18 protein-coding genes and 1 tRNA gene are annotated in these 23167 nt (G+C 64.6%); 3 read left to right on the top strand and 16 right to left on the bottom strand.

All coding sequences use genetic code 11. From position 1 onward, the window contains the following. From VLA65_RS16205 to VLA65_RS16235, 7 genes are all read right to left on the bottom strand, one after another. Positions 1 to 1408 (bottom strand): glycoside hydrolase family 1 protein (locus VLA65_RS16205; protein WP_332603091.1); only part of this gene is annotated, 1408 nt, incomplete at its 3' end. A 27-nt stretch (positions 1409 to 1435) separates the two neighbouring features. Continuing rightward, on the bottom strand, positions 1436 to 3391 hold the full coding sequence (locus tag VLA65_RS16210) for a beta-glucoside-specific PTS transporter subunit IIABC (RefSeq protein ID WP_332603092.1): 1956 nt from the start codon (positions 3389 to 3391) through the stop codon (positions 1436 to 1438). A 487-nt stretch (positions 3392 to 3878) separates the two neighbouring features. After that, positions 3879 to 4250 (bottom strand): DUF2255 family protein, encoded by a 372-nt coding sequence (locus VLA65_RS16215; protein WP_332603093.1) that lies wholly within the window; start codon positions 4248 to 4250, stop codon positions 3879 to 3881. A gap of 19 nt (positions 4251 to 4269) precedes the next feature. Then, positions 4270 to 5127 carry an aldo/keto reductase gene (locus VLA65_RS16220; protein WP_332603094.1) on the bottom strand — a complete coding sequence of 286 codons (858 nt, stop codon included), beginning with the start codon at positions 5125 to 5127 and terminating at the stop codon, positions 4270 to 4272. Continuing rightward, entirely contained in the window at positions 5124 to 5558 is a 435-nt protein-coding gene (locus VLA65_RS16225) for a cupin domain-containing protein (RefSeq protein ID WP_332603095.1), read from the bottom strand. The genes VLA65_RS16220 and VLA65_RS16225 overlap by 4 nt, the downstream gene beginning before the upstream one ends. A gap of 22 nt (positions 5559 to 5580) precedes the next feature. Continuing rightward, complete coding sequence (locus tag VLA65_RS16230) at positions 5581 to 6567, bottom strand: aldo/keto reductase (protein WP_332603096.1); 987 nt, start codon at positions 6565 to 6567, stop codon at positions 5581 to 5583. 2 nt (positions 6568 to 6569) lie between these two features. Continuing rightward, the gene (locus VLA65_RS16235) at positions 6570 to 7478 is read right to left on the bottom strand and encodes a helix-turn-helix transcriptional regulator (protein WP_332603097.1); all 909 of its coding nucleotides are present in this window, start codon (positions 7476 to 7478) and stop codon (positions 6570 to 6572) included. A gap of 132 nt (positions 7479 to 7610) precedes the next feature. Between VLA65_RS16235 and VLA65_RS16240 the strand changes: the two genes are divergently transcribed. Together VLA65_RS16240 and VLA65_RS16245 are read left to right on the top strand one after the other, a co-directional pair. Beyond that, positions 7611 to 7949 (top strand): carboxymuconolactone decarboxylase family protein, encoded by a 339-nt coding sequence (locus tag VLA65_RS16240; RefSeq protein ID WP_332603098.1) that lies wholly within the window; start codon positions 7611 to 7613, stop codon positions 7947 to 7949. A gap of 122 nt (positions 7950 to 8071) precedes the next feature. Continuing rightward, positions 8072 to 8932 (top strand): MBL fold metallo-hydrolase, encoded by an 861-nt coding sequence (locus VLA65_RS16245; RefSeq protein ID WP_332603099.1) that lies wholly within the window; start codon positions 8072 to 8074, stop codon positions 8930 to 8932. Between the two features lie 662 nt (positions 8933 to 9594). Here VLA65_RS16245 and VLA65_RS16250 read toward each other — a convergent pair. Then, a tRNA-Leu gene (locus VLA65_RS16250) sits at positions 9595 to 9676 on the bottom strand. Between the two features lie 196 nt (positions 9677 to 9872). Here VLA65_RS16250 and VLA65_RS16255 point away from each other — a divergent pair. Further along, positions 9873 to 10478, top strand: coding sequence for an ANTAR domain-containing response regulator (locus VLA65_RS16255; RefSeq protein WP_059389079.1), 606 nt, complete (start codon positions 9873 to 9875; stop codon positions 10476 to 10478). Positions 10479 to 10612: 134 nt separating this feature from the next. On the opposite strand, the gene pyk is transcribed toward VLA65_RS16255, so the two are convergent. The 8 genes from pyk to VLA65_RS16295 all read right to left on the bottom strand — a co-directional run bounded on the left by pyk (position 10613) and on the right by VLA65_RS16295 (position 23124). After that, positions 10613 to 12112: a pyruvate kinase gene (gene pyk, locus VLA65_RS16260; protein WP_284990671.1), complete on the bottom strand. Its 1500-nt coding sequence runs from the start codon at positions 12110 to 12112 to the stop codon at positions 10613 to 10615. A 57-nt stretch (positions 12113 to 12169) separates the two neighbouring features. Beyond that, entirely contained in the window at positions 12170 to 13627 is a 1458-nt protein-coding gene (locus tag VLA65_RS16265) for a glutamate synthase subunit beta (RefSeq protein ID WP_284990672.1), read from the bottom strand. Continuing rightward, entirely contained in the window at positions 13620 to 18233 is a 4614-nt protein-coding gene (gltB, locus tag VLA65_RS16270; RefSeq protein ID WP_307054268.1) for a glutamate synthase large subunit, read from the bottom strand. Before gltB ends, VLA65_RS16265 begins: the two co-directional genes overlap by 8 nt. A gap of 262 nt (positions 18234 to 18495) precedes the next feature. Further along, positions 18496 to 19707 (bottom strand): prolipoprotein diacylglyceryl transferase, encoded by a 1212-nt coding sequence (gene lgt, locus VLA65_RS16275; protein WP_332603100.1) that lies wholly within the window; start codon positions 19705 to 19707, stop codon positions 18496 to 18498. 20 nt (positions 19708 to 19727) lie between these two features. Beyond that, entirely contained in the window at positions 19728 to 20540 is an 813-nt protein-coding gene (gene trpA, locus VLA65_RS16280) for a tryptophan synthase subunit alpha (RefSeq protein WP_284990675.1), read from the bottom strand. Beyond that, the gene (gene trpB, locus VLA65_RS16285) at positions 20540 to 21922 is read right to left on the bottom strand and encodes a tryptophan synthase subunit beta (RefSeq protein WP_284990676.1); all 1383 of its coding nucleotides are present in this window, start codon (positions 21920 to 21922) and stop codon (positions 20540 to 20542) included. The genes trpA and trpB overlap by 1 nt, the downstream gene beginning before the upstream one ends. A gap of 108 nt (positions 21923 to 22030) precedes the next feature. Next, on the bottom strand, positions 22031 to 22849 hold the full coding sequence (gene trpC, locus VLA65_RS16290; protein ID WP_284990677.1) for an indole-3-glycerol phosphate synthase TrpC: 819 nt from the start codon (positions 22847 to 22849) through the stop codon (positions 22031 to 22033). Positions 22850 to 22851: 2 nt separating this feature from the next. Then, positions 22852 to 23124, bottom strand: a complete 273-nt coding sequence (locus VLA65_RS16295; RefSeq protein WP_236817197.1) for an HGxxPAAW family protein — start codon at positions 23122 to 23124, stop codon at positions 22852 to 22854. Positions 23125 to 23167 lie beyond the last annotated feature (43 nt).

Consider the following 23167-nt stretch of genomic DNA (forward strand, 5'->3'; position numbering starts at 1 on the left):
GTGACTCACCGCCGGTGGCGATGACGTCCTGGTACCAGAAGAAGCTGTCCTTCCGTACCCGGGCCAGTTCCTTCAGATCGTCCTCCGTGCGGTCCACATAGATGAACCCGTACCGCTTGGAGATGCCCTGATGGGTCGAGATCACGTCGATCGCAGTCCAGGGGCAGTAGCCGAACACGTCCACGCCGTCGCTGATGGCCAGGCGGATCTGTTCCAGGTGTAGCTTCAGGAACTCGATCCGGTAGTCGTCCCGGACCCGGCCGTCCACCAGCTCGTCCAAGGCACCCAGGCCGTTCTCAGTGATGATGAGCGGCAGCTGGTACCGGTCCCAGAGGCGGCGCATGGTGGTGCGGAAGCCCACCGGGTCGATCTCCCAGCCGAAGGCGTTGACGGGCAGATGTTCGTTCTTCACCGCTCGGTAGAGTCCCACCTCGCCGCGTACGATCTGCTGGTCCCCGCCCCGTACCTGGATGTCCGAGGAATCCCCGCGGGACGCACCCACGGTCTGGGTGGAGTAGTAATTGAACGCGAGAAAGTCCGGCTTCGCGGCGACCAGCAACTCGAGGTCCCCGTCCAGGATCTCCGGCTCCCAGCCCTTCGACTTCAAGTAGGCCCAGGCCAGGTTGTGGTAGCTGCCCCGCACGGACAGGTCCACGTAGAGCAGGTTGCGGATGGCATCCCAGTCGTCCGCCGCCACGACGTCCTCCGGAGCGGACGTGGCCGGGTAGACGGAGACGATGTTCGGGGCCGGCCCGATCTTCGCCTCCGGCAGCAGCTCATGACAGAGCACCATTGCCCGGGCCTGGGCAAGGAACATGTGGTGGTTCTGCTGATAGAGCTCCTTACCTCCCACCTGGCCGCTGCGGCCCGTGGTCCCGATGGCCCGGCCGTGCAGGATCATCATGTTCTGCTCATTGATGGTGAGCCAGAACTTCACCTTGGAGCCGTACTCCTGAAAAAGGACCCGGGCGTAGCGTTCAAAGGCGTCGATGGTGGCCCGCTCCGACCAACCGCCACGAGCGTCCAGCGCCGCGGGCAGGTCGAAGTGGTACATGGTCACCACGGGCTCGATGCCCTTGGCCAAGAGCGCGTCGATCACCCGGTGATAATGGGCGACGCCCGCGGCGTTGATCTCGCCGTCACCGTCCGGGATGATCCGGGTCCAGGCGATGGAGAAGCGGTAGGCATTCAGCCCCAGCTCTGCGAAGAGCTCCACGTCCTCGGCGTAGCGGTGGTAATGGTCCGCGGCGACATTGAAGTCCGTGACACCTTTCGGACGGTGCATGTGGATGTCGATCACTGACGCGCCCTTGCCATCGGCGTCCCAGCCGCCCTCCACCTGGTAGGCGGAGGTGGAGGCCCCCCAAAGGAAGTCCCCGGGAAATGGGGTGAGCTGTTCATGCTGCATTCTGCGGTTCCTTTCGTGGCTTCCTGGTCAGCGTCCGACGGCGGCGATCGCCGCGCCTGCCACCACGGAGCCGCTCTCGAGCTGCTCCACCGGTGCGTCCTTGGGACCGTTGGTCACCACCACCAGCACGGTGGCCGGGTGGCCGGCGGCCCGGATGGCGTCCAGATCGGCCGTGACAAGCGGCTGGCCTACCTCCACACGGGTGCCGCGTTCCAGCGCGCCGTGGAAGCCTTCACCCTTCATGGTCACCGTGTCGATGCCGACATGCACCAGCACCTCCGCGCCGTCGTCGGTCTTGATGCCGAAGGCGTGACCGGTCTTCATGGCCACAGCGATGGTGCCGCTCACCGGGGAGGCGATGACGCTCGAGGACGGCTCCACGGCAATGCCCGGGCCCATGGCTCCGGAAGCGAACACCGGGTCACTGACCTCGGCAAGCGGCACCACGGAGCCGGCGCAAGGGGCCGCGAGCTCCACGGTCTCGGCACGCACCAGCGTGGCCATGCCACCCGCACCACTGGCGACGACGGCGCTCTCGGCAACGGACGAGCGGCGGCCGGACGGTGCGGCGACGGCGTCGTCCGCTGCCGCAGTTGCTTCGCCGGCGGACTTTTCGAACTTGAACGAGAGGATGAAGGTCAGCACGGCGGAGACCACCGCGGAGATGACCAAGGCAATGATGATGTTGATCATGTTCGCCAGCGTGTTGTCACCGATGTAGAGGAGCACGGCAGGCAGGCCGGAGGATCCGGTGGCGAAACGGTGCGCCTGGGACAGGCCAGCGTACAGGCCGCCCGCGCCGCCACCGATCATGGCCGCGATCAGCGGGTACCGCTTGGGCAGAGCCACACCGTAGAGGATCGGTTCGGTGATGCCCATCAGGCCGGTGATGCCGCCGGCGGTGGCAATCTGACGCGTCTTCTTGTCCTTGGTTCGGAAAGCGACGACCAGAGACGCCGCACCCATGGCGATGTTGGAGACCAGGGCGCCCGGGCCGAAGATGCTCTCCTTGCCCGTCTGGGCCAGCTGGACGACACCGAGGGGCGCGATGCCGTTGTGCAGGCCGAACATGACCATCACCGGAAGGGTCGCACCGACCAACAGGGCCGGTGCCCAGGCGGCGTTGGTGCTGAGGAAGGTGAAGAACGAGCCCAGGTAGCCGCTGAGGATGCTGCCGATCGGGCCGAGGACGCCGAGGGCCAGAGTGCCCATGATGAGGAAGGTCAGCATGGGGACGAACACGAGGTTCACGGACTTCGGGATTACCCGGGTGAGACTGCGCTCCACGTAGTATTGGGCGAAGATGACCAGGATGATCGGGATGACCGCACCTGAGTAGTTCACCAGCGGGAAGGGTAGGATCTCGAAGAAGCTGACCGGCTCTTTCTTTGTCACCAGGGCCACCCAATTGGGGTGCAGCATCATGGCGGCGACCGCGGCGGCCAGGATGGGGCTGATTTTCAGCTTCTGTGCCGCGCTGAACGCCAGGAGCACGGGCAGGAAGTAGAACACCGCATCTGCGAAGAGGTTCACCAGCACGTAGGTCTGGGAGCCGGTGTTCACTACCTTCAGGACGACCAGCAGGGCCAGGAGGGCCTTGACCATACCAGCACCAGACAGAGCCGGGATGAGGGGCTGGAAGACGCTGGAGACGAACTCGATGACCGCGCTGCCCACGTTTTTGCGCTTGCCCTTGGCTGGGCCGTCGTCGTCCTTGGCGTTGGCAGACAGATCGCCGAGCTCGCGCTCCACTTCGTCAAACACGTCCTTGACGTGCATGCCGACCACCACTTGGAAAACTCCGCCCTTGGAGAGGGTTTTTGCGATGCCTTCAGTGGCGTTCAGTTCGTCCAGCGCGACGGCGGACTCGTCCTTGAGGGCGAAACGAAGCCGGGTCTGGCAGTGGTAGGCCTCGGTGATGTTGGCTTTGCCGCCAACCAGCCGCACGATGTCTGCGGCTAAGGGAGCGTATTGCTTGCTCATGATTTCCTCGCGTTCTCAGATCCGCCCTTCATTGGGCGGAGGTGTGAGGCAACGCGGCTTGAGCTGTTTCAGGTGATCCTGTTTCGGGGCACGAAAAAGGCCCAAGCCGGTTGACCGATGAAGGTCGCAGAGCTTGAGCCTTGCCTCGCCCGAAGCGAGTTACATACCCAGGTCTCGAAAGAACCAGCAACCATCATGTCAGGTGATATGAGTCACGTCAAGCGAAGCGGCCATCGGATCGATCGCGGGACGCATTGACCTCACCGATCGGGTGTCCCTCATGACCGGCCGCAAAGGTTGCAAGGCGTCGTGATCGGCACGAACCTGCTTGGCTCCGTTACCTCATCGGGGTATTCCTCGACCAGCTCACGAAAAGGAAACCGGCAAGCTGATCGAGGTCTTCTCGGACGGCCGTGTGCCTCTGATTGAGCCGGGCGTCGTCGACGCCGGACTGCCCAGCTCGATCAGCGGTCGGAGGGAGGGAGCCCTACCTCGGGTCGACGCGCACTGTCGCCGCGCGAGTCCTCGTTGAGGTCATCGGCGGTAGATACGGGCTGCCTGCGTATTTCTTCGCATAGGCTGCGTCGATGCGGTCGTTGATCTCGCCGTCCACCGGGGTGAACGCAACTTCAGCGTCGATGCCGCCGGCGCGGATGCGCCCAGCCCCCTGCGTCATCGCTGAGCTGCGCCAGCGGGATGCGGGCCCGTTGTACGCGGGAACGTACACGTCACCCTCGACGACGACAGACCAGATCCAGGTCGGTGTGCCCGGAGTCGTGCCGTCATCACGGTAGGGCGAGATGTGGAAGTCGTCGGTCGAGCCGATCTCCTCAAGCTGCTGCGGAGTCCAAGCCGTCATCCTTCATCGTCCTCCTGTGTCACTTGCCGCCGTAGACCGGGAAAGCGGTGTGCTCGCCGTAGTCCATGTCTTGCAGCTCGCGCAGCGCGGCCATGTCGTCATCGGCGATGACGAAGTCGACTTCGGCGTTGGAGCGCATGTGCTCGGGGTCGGCGGTCTTCGGCAGCGACACCGTGCCCAGCTGCAGCGTGTACCGGATGCACAGCTGCGGCACCGTCACCCCGTATCTCCCTGCTATCGCCCGCACCTCGGTGTTCTTCAGCATCTCCCCGTGGGCAATCGGCGAGTATGCCTGGACAAGGATGCCCTTGCTCGCACAGTAGGCCAGCAAATTTGCCGGCGTGTTGCCCGCGTGGACCAGGAGCTGGTTCACCTGCGGGACCACGGTCGCGGTGGACAGGATGGTGTCCAGGTCGGATTCCAGGAAGTTCGACACCCCAATGGAACGGACCTTGCCGGCTCGGTAGGCGGCTTCCAGGGCACGCCATGCCTGACGGTTCCCGTCTGCGTAGTCCCCGCCGCGAAAGTCGTCCCACGGCTGCGGAGAATGGATGAGCATCAGGTCGATGTACTCGAGCCCGAGCTTCTCCAGCGACCCATCGATCGCTGCCACCGCACCGTCATAGTCCTTGATTTCCGCAGCCAGCTTGGTCGAGACGAACAGCTCTTCACGAGCGACACTGCTGGTGCGGATCCCTCCGCCCACACCGCGCTCGTTGCCGTAGGCCTGAGCTGTGTCGATGTTGCGGTAGCCGATCTCGATCGCGGCCTTCACCGCGTCAGCAGCTTTGTCGTCGTCGATGAACCAGGTGCCGAGGCCCAGCTTGGGAATCTCGACGCCGTTGGCTAGTGTGTAGCTCTCGTTCAGAATGCTCATGCGCCTTCTTCGTTCTTCGGCAGCTGGGCGTACACTTCGTCGGTGACGGGCTCGAGCCATTCGTTGCTGACGTTCTCACCCGGGGTGATGAAGGCGACGTGGGAGAACCACGAGTCTGCCTTCGCCCCATGCCAATGCTTCGTGCCGGCCGGCACACGGATCACCGCTCCCGGCTCCAGGCTGATCGGCTCGGTGCCCTCTGCCTGGTACCAGCCGCTGCCCGCAGTGCAGATCAGGATTTGATCGCCTCCCCCATCGGTGCCGTGGTGGATATGCCAGTTGTTGCGGCATCCCGGCTCGAAAGAGACGTTGCTGACCGGCACGATCCCGCCGGCGAGCGGGGCCAGGTAGCTCTGGCCAATGAAGTACTGGGCGTAGGCGTCGTTCTTCTCCCCGAGAGGGAAGATCTGTGTGAAGTTGTTGTCAGTCATTCTGCTTTTCCTTATGTTGTGATCAGTGATTGACGTACGCCATGTGCTCGGGGTTGTAGCGGTCTCCGCGGACGCCGAGGCGCCGGGCGAGGCTGTCGAGGTCGGAGCGCTCGTCCGCGGAGAGCGCGAGCTGAGTGGCTGCTGCGTTCTCCTGGATGCGCTCGGTGCGTCGGGTGCCGGGAATCGGCACGATCCCTGGTTGCTGCGCGAGCAACCAGGCAAGGGCGACCTGGCCCGGCGTCGCGCCCTTCGCCTCGGCGAGGCCCTTTACGTGGTCGACGAGCTTCTGGTTCGCTGAGAGGTTCTCCGCCTCGAACCGCGGGACACGGTTGCGGATATCGCCCTCGGTGAAAGCCGTCGCCGAGTTGATGGTGCCTGTGAGGAAGCCCTTGCCGAGCGGACTGAAGGGGACGAATCCGATGCCGAGCTCCATCAGCGTCGGCAGCACCTCTGTCTCAGGGTCCCGTGTCCAGAGCGAATACTCGCTCTGGACCGCGGTGACCGGGTGCACGGCGTGAGCGCGGCGGATCGTGGCCGCGGAGGCCTCGGAGAGGCCGAAATGCTTAACCTTGCCTTCGGCGATGAGCTCGCCGACCGTGCCGGCGACATCCTCAATCGGCACGGCCGGGTCGACGCGGTGCTGATAGAACAAATCGATCACGTCCGTGCGCAAGCGGCGTAGGGACTCGTTTGCGACGCGGCAAATTTGCTCTGGCCGGCTGTTCAGGCCCGCCATCCTGTTGTCCCGGATGTCCCAGCCGAATTTGGTGGCGATGACCACCCGGTCGCGAATCGGCTCAAGCGCCTCGCCGACGAGCTCTTCGTTGACGTACGGCCCGTAGACCTCTGCCGTGTCGAAAAACGTCACGCCCTCGTCGACTGCCGATCGCAGCACGGCGACCATCTCATCGCGATCGCCGGGATTGGGTCCGTAGCTCTGGGACATGCCCATCGCGCCGAGCCCGATCGCGGAGACCTTGAGGCCCTGGCCAAGTGTTCTGGTGTGCATGATCAATCCTTCGTAGTAGTGGTGTCGTCCAGCACGGGGCGCGACGGCGATACGGTCATGGTGGCGATTTCGGTGGCGGCGAGGCTCGCGAGCAGCTGCAGCCGTTGGTCGCTCGGCGATCCGGGCTCGGCGGTGTAAATGAGGAACGAAAGCCCGGGCTCGGCGGTCAGTTCCAGACCCTCGTAAGTGAGGGTGAGGTCGCCGACCTCGTGGTGGTGAAAGTCCTTTGTCCCCGAGCCGTGGCGGCGGACGTTGTGCGCACCCCACCGCGTGCGGAACGCGTTACTGCGGGTGGAGAGTTCACCGACGAGGTCGTGCAGCTGCTTGTCCCGTGGGTCATGGCCGGCCTCCGTGCGCAGGATCGCGACGGTGACGTCGGCGGCTGCCTCCCAGTCCGGGTAGAAGGTCCTGGCGCGTTCGTCGAGGAAGCAGTACCGGGCGAGGTTTCCCTGCCCGGGCCCGGCGAAGACCTCGTCGTAGAAGGCGCGGCCCAGAGCGTTGGTGGCCAAGATGTCCATCCGCCCGTTGCGTACGAACGCCGGGCCGTTCACGATGACCTCCAGTGCACGGGTCAGGCTATCCCTCGCCACCCACGTCTTCGGCTTGCGCCGCCGCACAGGCTGCGCACGCCCGTTGGCGGCCCGGGCGAGGTCGAACAGGTGCTCGCGCTCGGCATCGTCGAGCTGCAGGGCCCGGGCGACCGACTCCAGCACGGAGCCGGACACCCCGACGAGGTTGCCTCGCTCGATCTTGGCGTAATACTCCGGGCTCACGTCCGCAAGCATCGCCACCTCACCACGCCTCAAGCCCGCCACGCGACGGTGACCCGAGACGGCCAGCCCGGCCTGCTCGGGGCTGATATTCGCCCGACGGGACATGAGGAACTCCCGCGCTTCGTCCCTGGTATTCATGCAGACAACGCTATTCCGGCCACCGACCTGGAGGGAGTCCCCACTGGTACACCCTTCACTGGAGACTCCCTCCCCCGCCGCCGCGGCGATGGAATAGAAGCATTCGAGCAGCTACGACTAAGGAGAATGATCATGAGCCATGAAGAGCAGAACACCGGCTGGAGCGGCGGGAAGAAGGCCTTCGGCGACTTCGCCCCCGGAATGGTCCACTACACCGACAAGGTTCTCTTCGATGAGGTCTGGGAGCGCGAGGAGCTGTCCAAGCGCGATCGGAGCCTGATTACGGTCGCGGCGCTGACCGCACTGGGCAAGATGGACCAGCTAAAGTTCCATCTCGGTTTCGCCCGACAAAACGGTGTCACCGACGAAGAGCTGAAGGAAGCCCTCCTGCACCTGGCGTTCTACTCCGGTTGGCCCAACGGTATGGGCGCGATGAGCGTATTGAAGGGCATTATCGAGAAAGAGAGCTGAGCGTTTACAGCTGCATAGTACGACCAGACTGACCCGTTCCTGGCAGCAAATCGGCGGTGCCCATTCCCCGACTCGATCGGAGAAGCACCCGCTGCACCCCAGAATTGTCCCAAGGAGAGTAAATGAACGATCCGCGCACACCGGTCCGGCGCAGCCCCCGCGGGCAGGCCATGGCCCCGCCGACGGTGCCGATTCGGGCCGAGGCCTTCGACGACCCACACGGCACCGTCCTGTACTGGCTCGGCATGGCTGGATTCCTGATCAACGCACGAGGAACTTTGCTGGCCGTCGACCCGCTGCTCCAGGACTTCGACATGCCCCTGCTCATCGACTTCCCGCTGCAGGCGGCAGACGTGCCCCGACTCGACGCGGTCCTCGTCACCCATGCCGACAATGACCACTTCAGCGTGCCGACATGTACGGCCTTGAATGCAGTCACTCAGCGGTTCCACTCGACCCGCTACGTTGCCGAGCTGATGCGCGAACTTGGCATGCCCGCCGACGGCCACGGCATCGGCGACGCCTTCTCCGTCGGAGGGGTCCGGGTCACGGTCACCCCGGCCGACCACGCCTGGCAGAATGCCGAGCCCCAGCCGGGGCAGCGTACCTTCCACGATGAGGACTCGTGTGGCTTCTGGATCGAGACCCTTGACGGCGTGATCTGGGCACCAGGCGATTCACGGTTGATCCGCAAACACCATCTGACCATGCCGACTCCGGACGCGCTCCTCTTCGACTTCTCGGACAGCGAATGGCACTTCACCTTCGACGGCGCGGTCGAGATGGCCAATGCCCATCCCGATGCGGACTTGCTCCTGCACCACTGGGGCAGCGTAGATTCACCCGAGTTCGCCCCGTTCAACGCCGACCCTGACACGCTCCGGGACGCCGTGGTCAACCCCAAGCGCATCCGTGTGCTCGCACCGGGCGAGCCTTTCCGGCTGGGGGCGCGTCCGCGGAGGCGCGACACACTCAGCGGTTGACATAGCCAAGGTGAGTGGAACCGCCGCCAAGACTAGAGCCAATTCGACGATCTGCCCAGTCAAAGAACATGGCATGTGACTTCTGACTCGAGCGCAGAATCTCGCGACATGAGCGATTTACCAACGTTGTCAGATAGGTATGCAAATGTGCCTCTGAAATGCGGCGATACCTTCCAGCGACCGGCTGACGACCCATATGCGTCCCCGCACATTCACTCACCAGTGACTGTGGTGAGGTGGGTTGTGCCGGTGGCTTTCACCGCACCCCCAGCGTCGATAAAGCAGACATCAGTGTTGACAGTGTCCACACCCGCTTTGACAGGACCAACTCACCCACACAGTCCCCCCGGGTGGCCACGAGAAACCTTCCGAGAACCCTTCCCCAACAAAATCGGTTTCATCATGTCGTACCTGCACCCCAATCCCATGAACTGGTGTTGGCCATTCACGACCAACCTGAGCGAACCGGAACGAGGAACCGCTTAAACCCACCCCACAGCAGGCGGAAGGCCACCAGCCAGGGCGTTGAACCCGCCACCCACACACCTGAATTGGCCCCGCGGCGGCCAGGCCGAAGCCCGCACCACCAGCGTCAGAGGCGCGCCAGCGCAAGCTTTGTCAACACGTTAAAGCAAAAACCCCTCTGACGAGGGGGAATGCTGTGCCCGAGGTGGGACTCGAACCCACACACCTTTCGATACCGCATTTTGAGTGCGGCGCGTCTGCCAATTCCGCCACTCGGGCGCGGAAACACCGAAACAAGACTAACCGACGTCGGGCTCTTCACAGAACTCAACGCTCCCTGTTGCAGTGCGCGAAACTACTCTACATGCAGATAGGCTAAATTCCAGAACCGGCTCGGCCGAGCAATAAATCATACGCAGGGACCGGGTGCAACTAAGATGGTTGAGAACCCGCCGTACGTCTTGAAGGAGATCCCGTGTCAGAACAGACGGAGTCCAAGCCCGCATCCCAGCCGGCACGCCGAGTAGTTGTCGCAGAAGATGAAACCCTCATCCGCCTGGACATCATCGAGATCTTGAAGGGCGAAGGCTACGACGTTGTCGGTGAAGCCGACAACGGTGAGAAGGCCGTCCAGCTGGCCGAAGAACTGAAGCCGGATCTGGTCCTCATGGACGTCAAGATGCCTGTCATGGACGGCATTTCTGCCGCGGAGAAGATCGTCAAGGCGAGGATTGCCCCCGTCGTCCTGCTGACAGCGTTCAGCCAGAAGGAACTCGTGGAGCGCGCCCGCGACGCCGGGGCCATGGCCTACGTCGTGAAGCCTTTCACTCCGGCCGATCTGATCCCGGCCATCGAAATCGCACTGTCCCGCCATGAGGAGATCAGGGCCCTCGAAAGCGAGGTAACCGACCTTCAGGAGCAATTCGCCACCCGCAAGCTTGTGGAGCGCGCCAAGAGCCTCCTGACCACGAAGATGGGCCTCACGGAGCCGGAAGCATTCCGGTGGATCCAGAAGACCTCCATGGACCGTCGCCTCAGCATGCGCGAGGTCGCCGAGACCATCATCAACCAGGTCAACTAGCACTCCCCCGCGAAGGGCGCCGCTTCCACGGGAAGCGGCGCCCTTCGTCGTCTCCGGACGCGAACCACCCCGCCCCAAAACAAGACAAAGGAGGCCCCGCCACACGGCGGAGCCTCCTCAACAGCGCTAAAAGATCAGGCCTTGGACTTGGACTTCTTCTTTTCAGGCCACGGTCCGACCTTTTCCTTGCGGGCTGCGGCCTCTTCCACACGGGACGTGTCTGCGAGGTCGCCCACTTTGTGGACCTTGAGCGAGTTCGTGGAACCGGCCTGTCCGGGAGGGGAACCGGCAGCGATGACCACGAGGTCGCCGTTCTCCACGATCTTCATCTCGAGGAGGCTGCGGTCCACCTGGGCAGTCATGGCGTCAGTGTGGCCCACCATGGGGACGAGGACAGGCTGGATGCCCCAGGTGAGCGCCAGCTGGTTCCAGACGTGCTCCACGGGGGTGAAAGCGAACACCGGCTTGACGGGACGCAGGCGGGACAGACGGCGCGCCGAGTCGCCGGACTGGGTGAAAGTACAGATGTACTTTGCGTCCAGCTGGTCGGCGATTTCGACGGCGGCACGCGTGATGGCGCCACCGCGGGTCTTGGGCTTGGTCCCCAGCGGAGGAACGCGCTCAAGGCCGTGCTCTTCCGTGGACTCAATGATGCGGGCCATCGTCTTGACCGTCTCGATCGGGTACTTGCCCACGCTGGTCTCGCCGGAAAGCATGACTGCGTCGGCGCCGTCGAGCACTGCGTTGGCGCAATCCGAAGCCTCGGCACGGGTCGGACGCGGGTTGTCGATCATGGATTCGAGGACCTGGGTGGCCACGATGACCGGCTTGGCCCAGCGGCGGGCCAGTTCGATGGCGCGCTTCTGGACGATCGGCACTTCCTCGAGCGGGAGTTCCACGCCGAGGTCGCCACGGGCAACCATGATGGCGTCGAACGCGTCAATGATCTCGTGGAGCTGCTCCACTGCCTGCGGCTTCTCGATCTTGGCGATCACCGGCACGCGGCGGCCTTCTTCGTCCATGATTTCGTGCACGCGCTTGATGTCGGACGCATCGCGGACGAAGGACAGTGCCACCATGTCGACACCGCGCTTCATGGCCCAGCGGAGATCGTCCTCGTCCTTTTCGCTCAGTGCGGGGACATTGACGGCAACGCCGGGAAGGTTGATGCCCTTGTTGTTGGAGACCCAGCCACCGACGGTCACCGTGGCGACCACCTTGACGTCGTCAACCTCGATGGCGCGCAGGGCAACCTTACCGTCATCGATCAGGAGTGCATCGCCGACGTTGACGTCTTCGGTCAGGCTCTTGAGCGTGGTGGAGCAGATTTCCTTGGTACCCGGGACGTCCTCGGTGGTGATGGTGAAAGTGTCACCGACGGCGAGTTCGTGGGGGCCGTCGACAAATCGACCCAGGCGGATTTTCGGGCCCTGCAAGTCGGCCATGATGGCAACGGGCTTGTGGAGCTGGGCGGAAGCCTTGCGGACGTTCTCGTACGTGTTGTCGTGTACCGAGTAGTCTCCGTGGCTCATGTTCATGCGGGCGACGTCGACGCCGGCTTCCAGCACCGCGAGGGTGTTGTCAAAGCTGGAAATTGCCGGTCCGAACGTTGCCACGATTTTTGCGCGTCTCATATACCTACCCTAGTAGTGTGCTGCGGTTGGAGTTGGGAAAGCGTCGTGCGCCGGTCCTTAGAGGACCGCTATGGCCCGGTCGGTGGGAGCCACCGGCGCGGGGAGAATGGTGCTGCCCATGAGGTACTTGTCGACGGCGGCAGCGCAGGCGCGGCCTTCGGCGATCGCCCAGACAATCAAGGACTGCCCGCGGCCGGCATCGCCTGCCACGAAAACACCCTCGGTGTTGGTCATGTAGTACCCATCTCGGGCCACGTTGCCGCGGCCGTCGAATTCTGCGCTGACCTGTTCGGTGATACCGGCAGGTTCCGCCCCCGTGAAGCCGAGCGACAGGAAGACCAGGTCGGCCGGAATGACGCGCTCCGTGCCGGCCTTCGGGAGGCGCTTGCCGTCCACGAACTCGGTCTCGGCGACCTTGACCCCTGTGAGCTTGCCGTTTTCGCCGACGAACTCAACGGTGGAAGCGAGGTAGGTGCGTTCGCCGCCTTCTTCGTGTGCGCTGGCGACCTCGAAGAGCGTGGGGAACGTCGGCCATGGCTGGTGCGTGGCGCGCTCGAGTGGCGGCTGCTTGCCGATCGCGAGGGTCGTGACAGACGCGGCGCCGTGGCGGTGTGCCGTGCCGAGGCAGTCGGCGCCGGTGTCGCCGCCGCCGAGGATGATCACGTGCTTGCCCTTGGCGTCGATCTGGCCCTCGACGGTTTCACCGGCAACCACGCGGTTGGCGGGCACCAGGTAGTCCATGGCGAAGTGGATGCCTTCGAGTTCGCGGCCGGGGATGGGAAGGTCGCGCGGAACGGTGGCACCGGTGGCGATCACCACGGAGTCGTAACGGCGGCGCAACTGCTCCCACGTCACGTCGCTTCCGACTGCCACACCCGTGCGGAAACGGGTGCCCTCGGCCTTCATCTGCTCGACGCGGCGGTCGACCTGCTCCTTTTCCATCTTGAAGTCGGGGATGCCATAGCGCAGCAGTCCCCCGATCTTGTCGTCGCGTTCGTAGACGGCCACGGTGTGGCCGACCCGAGTCAGCTGCTGTGCGACGGCAAGCCCGGCGGGGCCGGAGCCGACGACGGCGACCGTCTTGCCGGAGAGGCGTGCCGGCGGAAGCGGCTGGACCCAGCCGTTTTCGAAGGCGTCGTCGATGATCGAAACTTCCACCTGCTTGATGGTCACGGCGGGCTGGTTGATGCCCAGGACACAGGATGCTTCGCACGGCGCGGGACACAAGCGGCCGGTGAACTCCGGGAAGTTGTTCGTCGCGTGCAGGCGCTCGATCGCTTCCTCGCCTTTGCCGCGCCAGGTCAGGTCGTTCCACTCCGGAATGAGGTTCCCGAGCGGGCAGCCCTGGTGGCAGAACGGAACGCCGCAGTCCATGCAGCGCCCTGCCTGGCTCTTGAGCACGCCCTTGTCCTGGGCTTCGTAGACTTCCTTCCAGTCCATGATGCGGACGGGAACAGGACGGCGAGGCTGCGTCTCGCGCTGCCGGACTTTCAGAAATCCGCGTGGATCAGCCACCGGTTACCTCCAGGATTCGAGACCATACTTCTTCGCCATCGGGATCAAGGCCCTCTTCAATGGCGTCGAGACGGGTTTGCAGGACTGCGGCGTAGTCGCGCGGCAGAACTTTGGTGATGCGGGCGGCTGTGTCATCGAAGTTTTCGAGCAAGCGGCCCGCGAGGACGGATTCGGTTTCTTCCAGGTGCTTGACCAGGAGGCTGTGGACGATGGTGCGGTCCTCGTCGTCAAGCTCGAGCAACTGCAGCTCGCCGGAATCCAACGCCTGCTTGTTGACCCGGGCAGGCTGGAGGTCCAGCACGTAGGCTGTACCGCCGGACATGCCGGCACCGAAGTTGCGTCCGGTGCGGCCGATGATCAGCGTCTGGCCGCCGGTCATGTACTCGCAGCCGTGGTCACCGATGCCTTCGACGACGGCGGTCGCGCCCGAGTTGCGTACCAGGAACCGTTCGCCCACCTGGCCGCGCAGGAACATCTCGCCGCTCGTGGCACCGTAGCCGATCACGTTGCCGGCGATGACGTTGCGCTCCGCCTGGAAAACGTTGGTGCGGTCCGGGCGGACAATAATGCGTCCACCCGAGAGACCCTTGCCGACGTAGTCGTTGGAGTCGCCGAACATGCGCAGGGTGATGCCCGCCGGGAGGAAGGCGCCCAGCGACTGCCCTGCCGTTCCCTTCAGCGTGATGTCGATGGTGTCCGTCGCGAGCACATCGACGCCGAACGTCTTGGTTACGACGTGGCCCAGCATGGTGCCGACCGACCGGTCCGTGTTGATGACGTCGACCGCGATCTTCACCGGGGTGCGGTCGCTCAAAGCCTCGGCGGCCATGCCGATGAGGCGCTGGTCGAAGTGCTTGTCGAGCTCGTGGTTCTGGCCGGTGAGGTTCCGCAGGGGAACGTCGTCGTCGAACTCGAGGCCGTGCAGGATCGGGTCGAGGTCCAGCCCATCGGCCTTCCAGTGGTCCACCGCCTCCCGGGTGTCGAGGACCTCGGCGTGGCCGATGGCCTCTTCGAGGCTGCGGAAACCGAGTTCGGCAAGCAGCTCCCGGACTTCCTCGGCAAGGAATTCGAAGAAGTTGACCACGAACTCGGGCTTGCCGTTGAAGCGGGCGCGGAGCTCGGGGTTCTGGGTTGCCACGCCGACCGGGCAGGTGTCGAGGTGGCAGACGCGCATCATGATGCAGCCGGACACCACCAGGGGCGCGGTCGCGAAACCGTACTCCTCGGCACCCAGCAGGGCGGCGATGACGACGTCGCGTCCCGTCTTGAGCTGGCCGTCCACCTGGACCACCACGCGGTCGCGGAGCCCGTTGAGCATGAGCGTCTGCTGGGTCTCGGCCAGGCCGAGCTCCCACGGGACACCCGCGTGCTTGAGGGAGTTGAGCGGCGAGGCGCCGGTTCCGCCGTCGTGCCCTGAGACGAGCACGACGTCGGCCTTCGCCTTGGTGACGCCGGACGCCACCGTGCCGATCCCGACTTCGGACACCAGCTTCACGTGCACGCGCGCCGAGGGGTTGGCCCGCTTGGCGTCGTAGATGAGCTGTGCGAGGTCCTCGATCGAGTAGATGTCGTGGTGCGGGGGCGGGGAGATGAGCCCGACGCCGGGGGTCGAGTGGCGGGTCCGGGCTACCCAGGGGTACACCTTCTGCGCCATCAGCTGGCCGCCTTCACCGGGCTTGGCGCCCTGGGCCATCTTGATCTGGATGTCCTCGGCGTTGGTCAGGTACAGGCTGGTCACACCGAAACGGCCGGAGGCGATCTGCTTGATCGCGGAGCGGCGCTCCGGGTCCAGTAGGCGGTCCACGTCTTCGCCGCCTTCACCGGTGTTGGACTTGGCGCCCAACCGGTTCATGGCGATTGCGAGGGTTTCGTGGGCTTCCTTGGAGATGGAGCCGTAGCTCATCGCTCCGGTGGAGAAGCGCTTCACGATGCTGGAAACCGGCTCGACTTCCTCAAGCGGCACGGCGGGGCGCAGGGTGTCCTTGAACTTCAAGAGCCCACGCAGGGTCATGAGGTTCTCGGACTGGTCGTCGATTCCCTTGGTGTAGGACTTGAAGATGTCGTAGCGGCGTTCGCGCGTGGCGTGCTGGAGGCGGAAGACAGTCTCCGGGTTGAACAGGTGCGGTTCACCGTCGCGGCGCCACTGGTATTCACCGCCGCCGAGCAACGGACGGTGCGGCAGCTCGATGCCGCCTTCCGGGTAGGCCATCTGGTGGCGTGCCGAAACCTCGGCGGCGATGACGTCCAGGCCGACGCCACCCAACTGGGAGTGGGTGCCGGAGAAGAACTCGTCCACGAGGTCCTGGGACAGGCCCAAGGCTTCGAATGTTTGGGCACCGGTGTAGGAAGCCACCGTGGAAATGCCCATCTTGGACATGATCTTCAGGACACCCTTGCCGAGGCCCTTGATGAGGTTGTAGACGCCGTCTTCGGGAGTCACCCCAACCACTTCGCCGGTGCTGATGAGCTGCTCCACGGATTCCATGGCCAGGTAAGGGTTCACGGCGGAAGCGCCGAAGCCTACGAGCACCGCCACGTGGTGCGTTTCGCGGACGTCGCCGGCCTCGACCACCAGGGCGGTCTTGGTGCGGTTGGCGCTGCGCAGCAAGTGGTGGTGTACCGCGCTGACGAGCAGCAGGGACGGGATCGGGGCCCATTGCGCGTTGGAGTCGCGGTCGGACAGCACGATGTACTGCACGCCGCGGTTGATCGCGCCGGAAACCTGCTCGCAGATTTCGGTGAGGCGGCTCCGCAGTGCTGCTTCGCCGCCCTCCGGACGGTAGAGTCCGCGGACCTTCATGGCGACCTTGTCGCCGTCGGCGTTCTCGATGTTGGCGATCTTGGCGAGCTGGTCGTTGTTGATCACCGGGAACGGCAGGGAGATCTGCGGCTGGCGGACCTGCCCGACGTCGAGAAGGTTGCCGTTGGGACCGATGGCGCACTTCAGCGAGGTCACGAGCTCTTCGCGGATCGCGTCCAGGGGCGGGTTGGTGACCTGGGCGAAAGACTGCACGAAGTAGTCGAACAGCAAGCGCGGGCGCTTGGACAGCACGGCAACCGGAGTGTCGGAGCCCATGGCGCCGAGCGGTTCGGCCCCGGTCCGGGCCATCGGCCCGAGGAGGATCTTCAACTCCTCGGTGGTGTAGCCGAACGTCCGCTGGCGGATGTTCACGGACGCAGCCGTGTGCAGCACGTGCTCGCGCTCGGGTAGCTCGTTGAGGTCGATCAGGTTGTCCTTGACCCATTCAGCCCAAGGGTTGGCCGCGGCCACCTCGGCCTTGACCTCGGCGTCGTCGATGATGCGACCGGCTTCGGTGTCCACCAGGAACATCTTCCCCGGCGAAACACGGCCCTTCTTGACCACCTTGGCCGGTTCGACCTCGATCACGCCGACTTCGGAGGCGAAGACGATCAGGCCGTCTTCGGTGATCCAGTAACGGCCGGGGCGCAGGCCATTGCGGTCAAGGGTCGCACCAACGAGGTTGCCGTCGGTGAAGGACACCGCCGCCGGACCGTCCCACGGCTCCATGAGCAGGGAGTGGTACTCGTAGAAGGCGCGGCGTGCCGGATCCATCGTGGCGTGGTTTTCCCACGCCTCGGGGATCATCATCATGATCGAATGCGTGATGGGCCGCCCGGAAAGCCAGAGCAGCTCGGCAACCTCATCGAAGGACGCGGAGTCCGAGGCACCCGGCGTGCAGATGGGGTACAACTCCTCCGGGGAGTCGCCCAGCAGCGGGTTCGCGAGTTGGGACTGGCGCGCCCGCATCCAGTTCCGGTTGCCCTTGACGGTGTTGATTTCGCCGTTGTGGGCGATGGTGCGGAAGGGCTGGGCGAGCGGCCACGACGGGAACGTGTTCGTGGAAAAGCGCGAGTGCACGATCGCAAGCTTGGTCTTGAAGCGCTTGTCCGAGAGATCCGGGTAGAACGGCTCCAGCTGGGCAGTGGTCAACATGCCCTTGTACACGATGGTGCGCGAGGACAGCGACGGGAAGTAGACGCCGAACTTGTTCTGGGCACGCTTGCGGATACGCCAGGCCCGGGAGTCGAGTTCATTCCGGTCCAGCACTTCGCCCGTCGCGGAAGCAAGGAACGGCTGCGCGAAGTAAGGCATGCAGGCACGGGCCATGGCGCCGACCAGGTCCCCGACCACCGGCACTTCACGCCAGCCAAGGACCGTCAGTCCCTCATCGACTGCAAGCGCCTCGATGCCGGCCTTTGCGGTCTCTGCTTCGCGGGTTTCAGCAGGCAGGAAGGCGGTGCCCACCACGTACTGGCCGGGTGCGGGGAGCTCGAACTCAGTGACGGCCCGGAAGAATTCGTCCGGAACCTGCATGAGGAGCCCGGCGCCGTCGCCCGTGCCTTCGTCGGCGCCCACGGCGCCGCGGTGTTCGAGGTTGCGCAGGGCAGTCAGTGCCGCTTCCACGATGTCATAGCCGGGTTCACCACGCAGGGTGGCGATAATGGCCAGGCCGCAAGCGTCCTTCTCCTGCTCAGGGTTGTAGAGTCCCTGGGCTTCCGGGAGCGCAGCGAAACGCTTGAAGGGCGAGATGGCCCCCTGCGGTTCGACTGTTTCGGACCAGCTTGGGTTATGAAGATGGGTCATTGAAGACGTCCTTCCTCGAGATCGTGCGAATGGAAGGGACAACGTTGGCCCCACCTTGCCTGCCGTGTGACGGGCATAACAAAGCGCTAGTTACTTGAAATTGTAGGTCAGCGGGCAAGTCGCAACGAACAGTTACGCACGCCCCTGACCCAAGCTTGACCGCGGAGCCTCTGTGTGCTGCCGGGCGACTGCCAAGTGTGCCACGACGCTGTGGCCGGGGGCCTCTGGGCGGTAGCCCGGTTCCCCTGTGCCGTAGCGCTGGCTACTTGGTGCTGCCAGCTTCCGGCCCGGATCCGGGGGCGCTGCTGGCGGTGGTTTCGGTGGACGCGGAGCCGGAATCCGACGTGACGCCGGCGTGTGACTCCTCGGCCGTTTCCGTAGGCTCAGCAGTATGGCCCAGATCGCTTTGGTTATTCCGGAGATTACCATGCGCACCGGTATCTGAGACAGATCCGTCCGTATCATGGGCCTTCGCATCGGTCACAATTGTGCTGTCCGCCTCAGTGGCAGCAGTCGGCTCATCGGCATTTGAGTTGGCGGCGGGCTCATCTTCGTCGGTTGTCCCCGCGGAGGGCTCCCTGCCGGGAAGGTACGCTGTGTCCGGTTCCGGCCTGCCGCGCAGGCTCAGGGCGATGAAGATGATGAGCGCCGCGACGAAGACGAAGATGCTCGTCCATACGTTGAGCCGCGTGGTGATGCCGAAGAGGTTGATCTGTTCGGCATCGTCGATCCGCAACGCTTCGATCCAGACGCGGCCAAGCGTGTAGTAGATGGCATACAGCCAGAAGAGCCTGCCCCGGCGGAAATGGAAGCGGCGGTCCAGGACGAGGAGGACCACGACGCCGACGATGTTCCAGAGGGATTCGTAAAGGAACGTCGGGTGGAAGAGCGTGTCGCTGGGCATTCCGGCCGGGAAATTGGGGCTGTTGGGATCTATTTGGAGGCCCCACGGCAAGGTGGTGGGTCCGCCGAAGAGTTCCTGGTTGAACCAGTTTCCCCATCGTCCGATCGCTTGCGCCAGCAGCAGCCCGGGGGCTGCGGCATCCAGGAAGGCCGTGAGCTTGACGCCGGACCGGCGGCAACCGAGCCAGGCACCGACAACGCCGAGAACCACGGCACCCCAGATACCCAGGCCGCCTCGCCAGATCTGCGGGATCAGGGAGAGGTCACCCGTGCCGTTGAAGCCGGGGCCGAAGTAGGCGTCCGGTGAGGAGATGACGTGGTAGAGCCGGCCGCCCACGATGCCGAAGGGGATGGCCCAGATGGCGATGTCCCACAGGCTGCCTTCCGGGGTGCCGCGGCGCTTCCAGCGCACGGCGGTGAGCCACAGGCCCAGGATGATGCCCAGAAGAATGCATAGGGCGTACGCATGGATGCGCAGAGTCCCCCACGGCAGCGGAATATCAAATCCGGACCATGAGGGGCTCGGAATGCTCATGGGAGCCATTGCCGCGACGTGGAGGAGACTCTGCATTGTCTACGCTTTTCCTTTTTCTAGGCCTGCGCTGTTGCGCGGCCGAGGCCGGCGCTGAGGTTCTTGGTGAGTTGCGCGACGGCGTCAACGCCGCCGTCGCGGATTGCCGCAACCAGCGCGGTACCGACGATCACGCCGTCGGCGTAAGCGGCGATCTCGCGGACATGGTCCGCGGTGGAGACACCGAGTCCGACGCAAACCCGTTCGGCGCCGGCAGCATGCGTATCGGCCACAACCTTCTCCGCGGCGCTACTGACTGACTGCCGGGCTCCGGTGACACCCATGATGGAGACGGCGTAGACGAAGCCGCGGCTTGCCTCCACCGTCATGGCCAGGCGTTCCGGCGTGGACGACGGGGCAACGAGGAAGACCCGGTCGAGTCCGTACTTGTCCGAAGCTTCAAACCATTCGGCTGCCTCGTCCGGAATGAGGTCCGGCGTGATGAGCCCGGCTCCCCCGGCCTCGGCCAGCCTGCGCGAGAACTCGTCGACGCCCATGCGCATGACCGGGTTCCAGTAGGTCATGACCAACACGGCGGCGTCGGTGGCCGCAGTGATGCCCGCTACGACGTCGAAGACGCTGGCGACGCGGAAACCGTTGGCGATTGCCTCTGTGGTCGCAGCCTGGATGACGGCGCCGTCCATGACGGGGTCCGAGTACGGGATGCCGATTTCAATGAGGTCCGCGCCGTTGCGGGCCATGGCAATTCCGGCGTCGATGCTTGACTGAACGTCCGGGTAGCCTGCCGGCAGGTATCCGATCAACGCCGCCCGGCCTTGAGCCTTGGCGCGGTCGATCGCGGCCGCGGACTTGCTGCTCATCTGCTCAGTCATCAGTTCTGGCCCCCGTTTGCTTCGTCAATGCTGATCTCAAGGTTGCTGCGTTCGGACGGACCCTTGGGCTTGCGCGTGGAGAGGGTGGTGCCCTTGACGTTGCCGTTTTCATCCAACATGTGGAACCATTCGGCGGCCGTTTCCACGTCCTTGTCACCGCGTCCGGACAGGTTCACGATGATGATGGTATCCGCCGGGTTGTCCTTGCCTTCGGTGAGCTGCTTGCCCACCTTGATGGCACCGGCCAGGGCGTGCGAGGACTCGATGGCGGGGATGATCCCTTCAGTCCGGCAGAGCAAGCGGAAGGCGTCCATGGCCTCGGTGTCCGTGATGGGCTCGTACGTCACGCGGCCGATGTCCGCGAGGTAGGAGTGCTCAGGACCCACGCTCGGGTAGTCCAGGCCTGCGGAAATCGAGTGGGACTCGATGGTCTGGCCGTCTTCGTCCTGCATGAGGTAGGAGCGGGCACCGTGCAGCACGCCCGGGCGTCCGAGGGTGATGGCGGCCGCGTGACGGCCGGTTTCGACGCCGTCGCCGCCGGCTTCAAAGCCATAGATCTTCACCGAGGCGTCATCCAGGAAGCTGTGGAAGATGCCGATGGCATTGGAACCGCCACCGATGCAGGCACAGACGGCGTCCGGAAGTTTGCCGGTCTGCTCCAGGATCTGGGCGCGGGCCTCTTCCCCGATGACCTCGTGGAAGAAACGCACCATCGCAGGGAAGGGGTGCGCACCGGCAGCGGTCCCCAGCAAGTAGTGGGTGTTGTCCACGTTGGAAACCCAGTCGCGGAGCGCGTCGTTGATGGCGTCCTTGAGCGTCTGTGATCCGTTCGTCACGGGAACCACGGTAGCGCCGAGGAGCTGCATGCGGGCCACGTTGAGTGCCTGGCGGCGGCAGTCCTCCGCGCCCATGTAGACGACGCATTCCAGGCCGAGGAGGGCCGCGGCGGTGGCGCTGGCAACTCCGTGCTGGCCGGCGCCGGTCTCAGCGATGACGCGGGTCTTGCCCATGCGCTTCGCGAGCAAAGCCTGGCCGAGGACGTTGTTGATCTTGTGGGATCCGGTGTGGTTCAGGTCTTCGCGCTTGAGGAAGATGCGGGCCCCGCCGGCGTGCTGGGAGAAACGCTTGGCTTCCGTGAGCAGCGACGGACGGCCCGAGTAGTTCTTGTTGAGGTCCTTCAGCTGGGCAAGGAACTCCGGATCGGCTTTGGCCTTCTCGAACGTGTCCTCGACCTCGTCCAGGGCGGCGATGAGGGACTCGGGCATCCAGCGTCCACCGTACGAGCCGAAGTACGGCCCGGCGGCGTTGCGGAGCGAGGCTCCACCTTGTAGGAATGCGTCTGCCACGTTCTCTTGCGAGTTGGCTGTTGATGCGTCCACCATCAGTCTCACCGTCCTGTTCAGTTGGTAGTTGGGTATTTCCAGGAGCCACAGGACAGCTACCAGCCGCGTCTGCTGCTGTCCGGGTCCACGCCGCGAATCAGGCCTGTCTCAGGTCCTGACGGCGATGGCGGCAGCTCCGGCCGCCTTGAATTCGCTGATCCGCTCGCGCGGGGTGGAGTCGCTGACAAGGGCTTCGCCCACAAGGATTGCGTCGGCACCGTTCCCCGCATAATGCGCGACGTCGTCGGCGTTCCGGACGCCGGACTCGGCCACGACCACCGCTCCCGCCGGAATGCTTCCGGCGAGCGAGGCAAACAGGGAGCGGTCGACGTCGAGCGTCTTGAGGTTGCGGACGTTCACGCCGATGATCCGGGCCTGGGCCGCGGCCGCACGCTCGATTTCCTCGGGCGTGTGGGTTTCCACCAGGACGTTCATGCCGAGCTCGTGGCTCAACGCGCTGAATTCCCGCAGCTGTGCGTCCGATAGCGCCGCGACGATCAGCAGGATGAGGTCCGCGCCATGGGCGCGGGCTTCCCAGATCTGGTACTCGTCAACCGTGAAGTCCTTGCGCAGCAACGGAATGTCGACGGCGGCACGCACCGCGTCGAGGTCCGCCAGGGACCCGTTGAAGCGCCTCTGCTCGGTGAGGACGCTGATCACGGAGGCACCGCCGTCGGCGTACTGCACCGCAAGGGCCGCGGGGTCGACGATGCTCGCCAGATCGCCCTTGGAGGGGCTGCGGCGCTTGATTTCCGCGATGACCTTCAGTTCGTCGCGGCTGGCCGCCGGACCGCCCAAGGCAGCCCACGCGTCCAGCGCAGGCGCGGTGGCCGCGGCGCGCTCTTTCAGCTCGTCGAGGGAAACAAGACGGCGGCGGGCCTCCATGTCCTCCCTGACACCGACGATGATGTCATCAAGAACGGTCACAGTCAGTGGCCGGCGTTCTTCAGCTTGCTGCCGTCGACGCCGTAGCCGGCCTTGCGCATGGCCCAGCCGGCAATCAGGCCGGCCACCATCACGACGATGCCGGCGATGAAGATCGGGGTGCTGGCGATGACAAAGGCGATGGAGGACACCAAGGCCCCTACCAGCATGACAATCACGCAGGTCCACGCGGCCGGGCTGTTGCCGTGGCCGATGGCGTCGCTGTGGCTCGCAGCGGTCACAGGGGCCTTGCTCGCGGACACTGTGGTTTTGCTCATGTGAAAATCTCCTCAGGATGAATACTGCTTACATTCTGCCATT

Source organism: Arthrobacter sp. S2(2024), from assembly GCF_036662515.1.
Classification (GTDB): Bacteria; Actinomycetota; Actinomycetes; order Actinomycetales; family Micrococcaceae; genus Arthrobacter.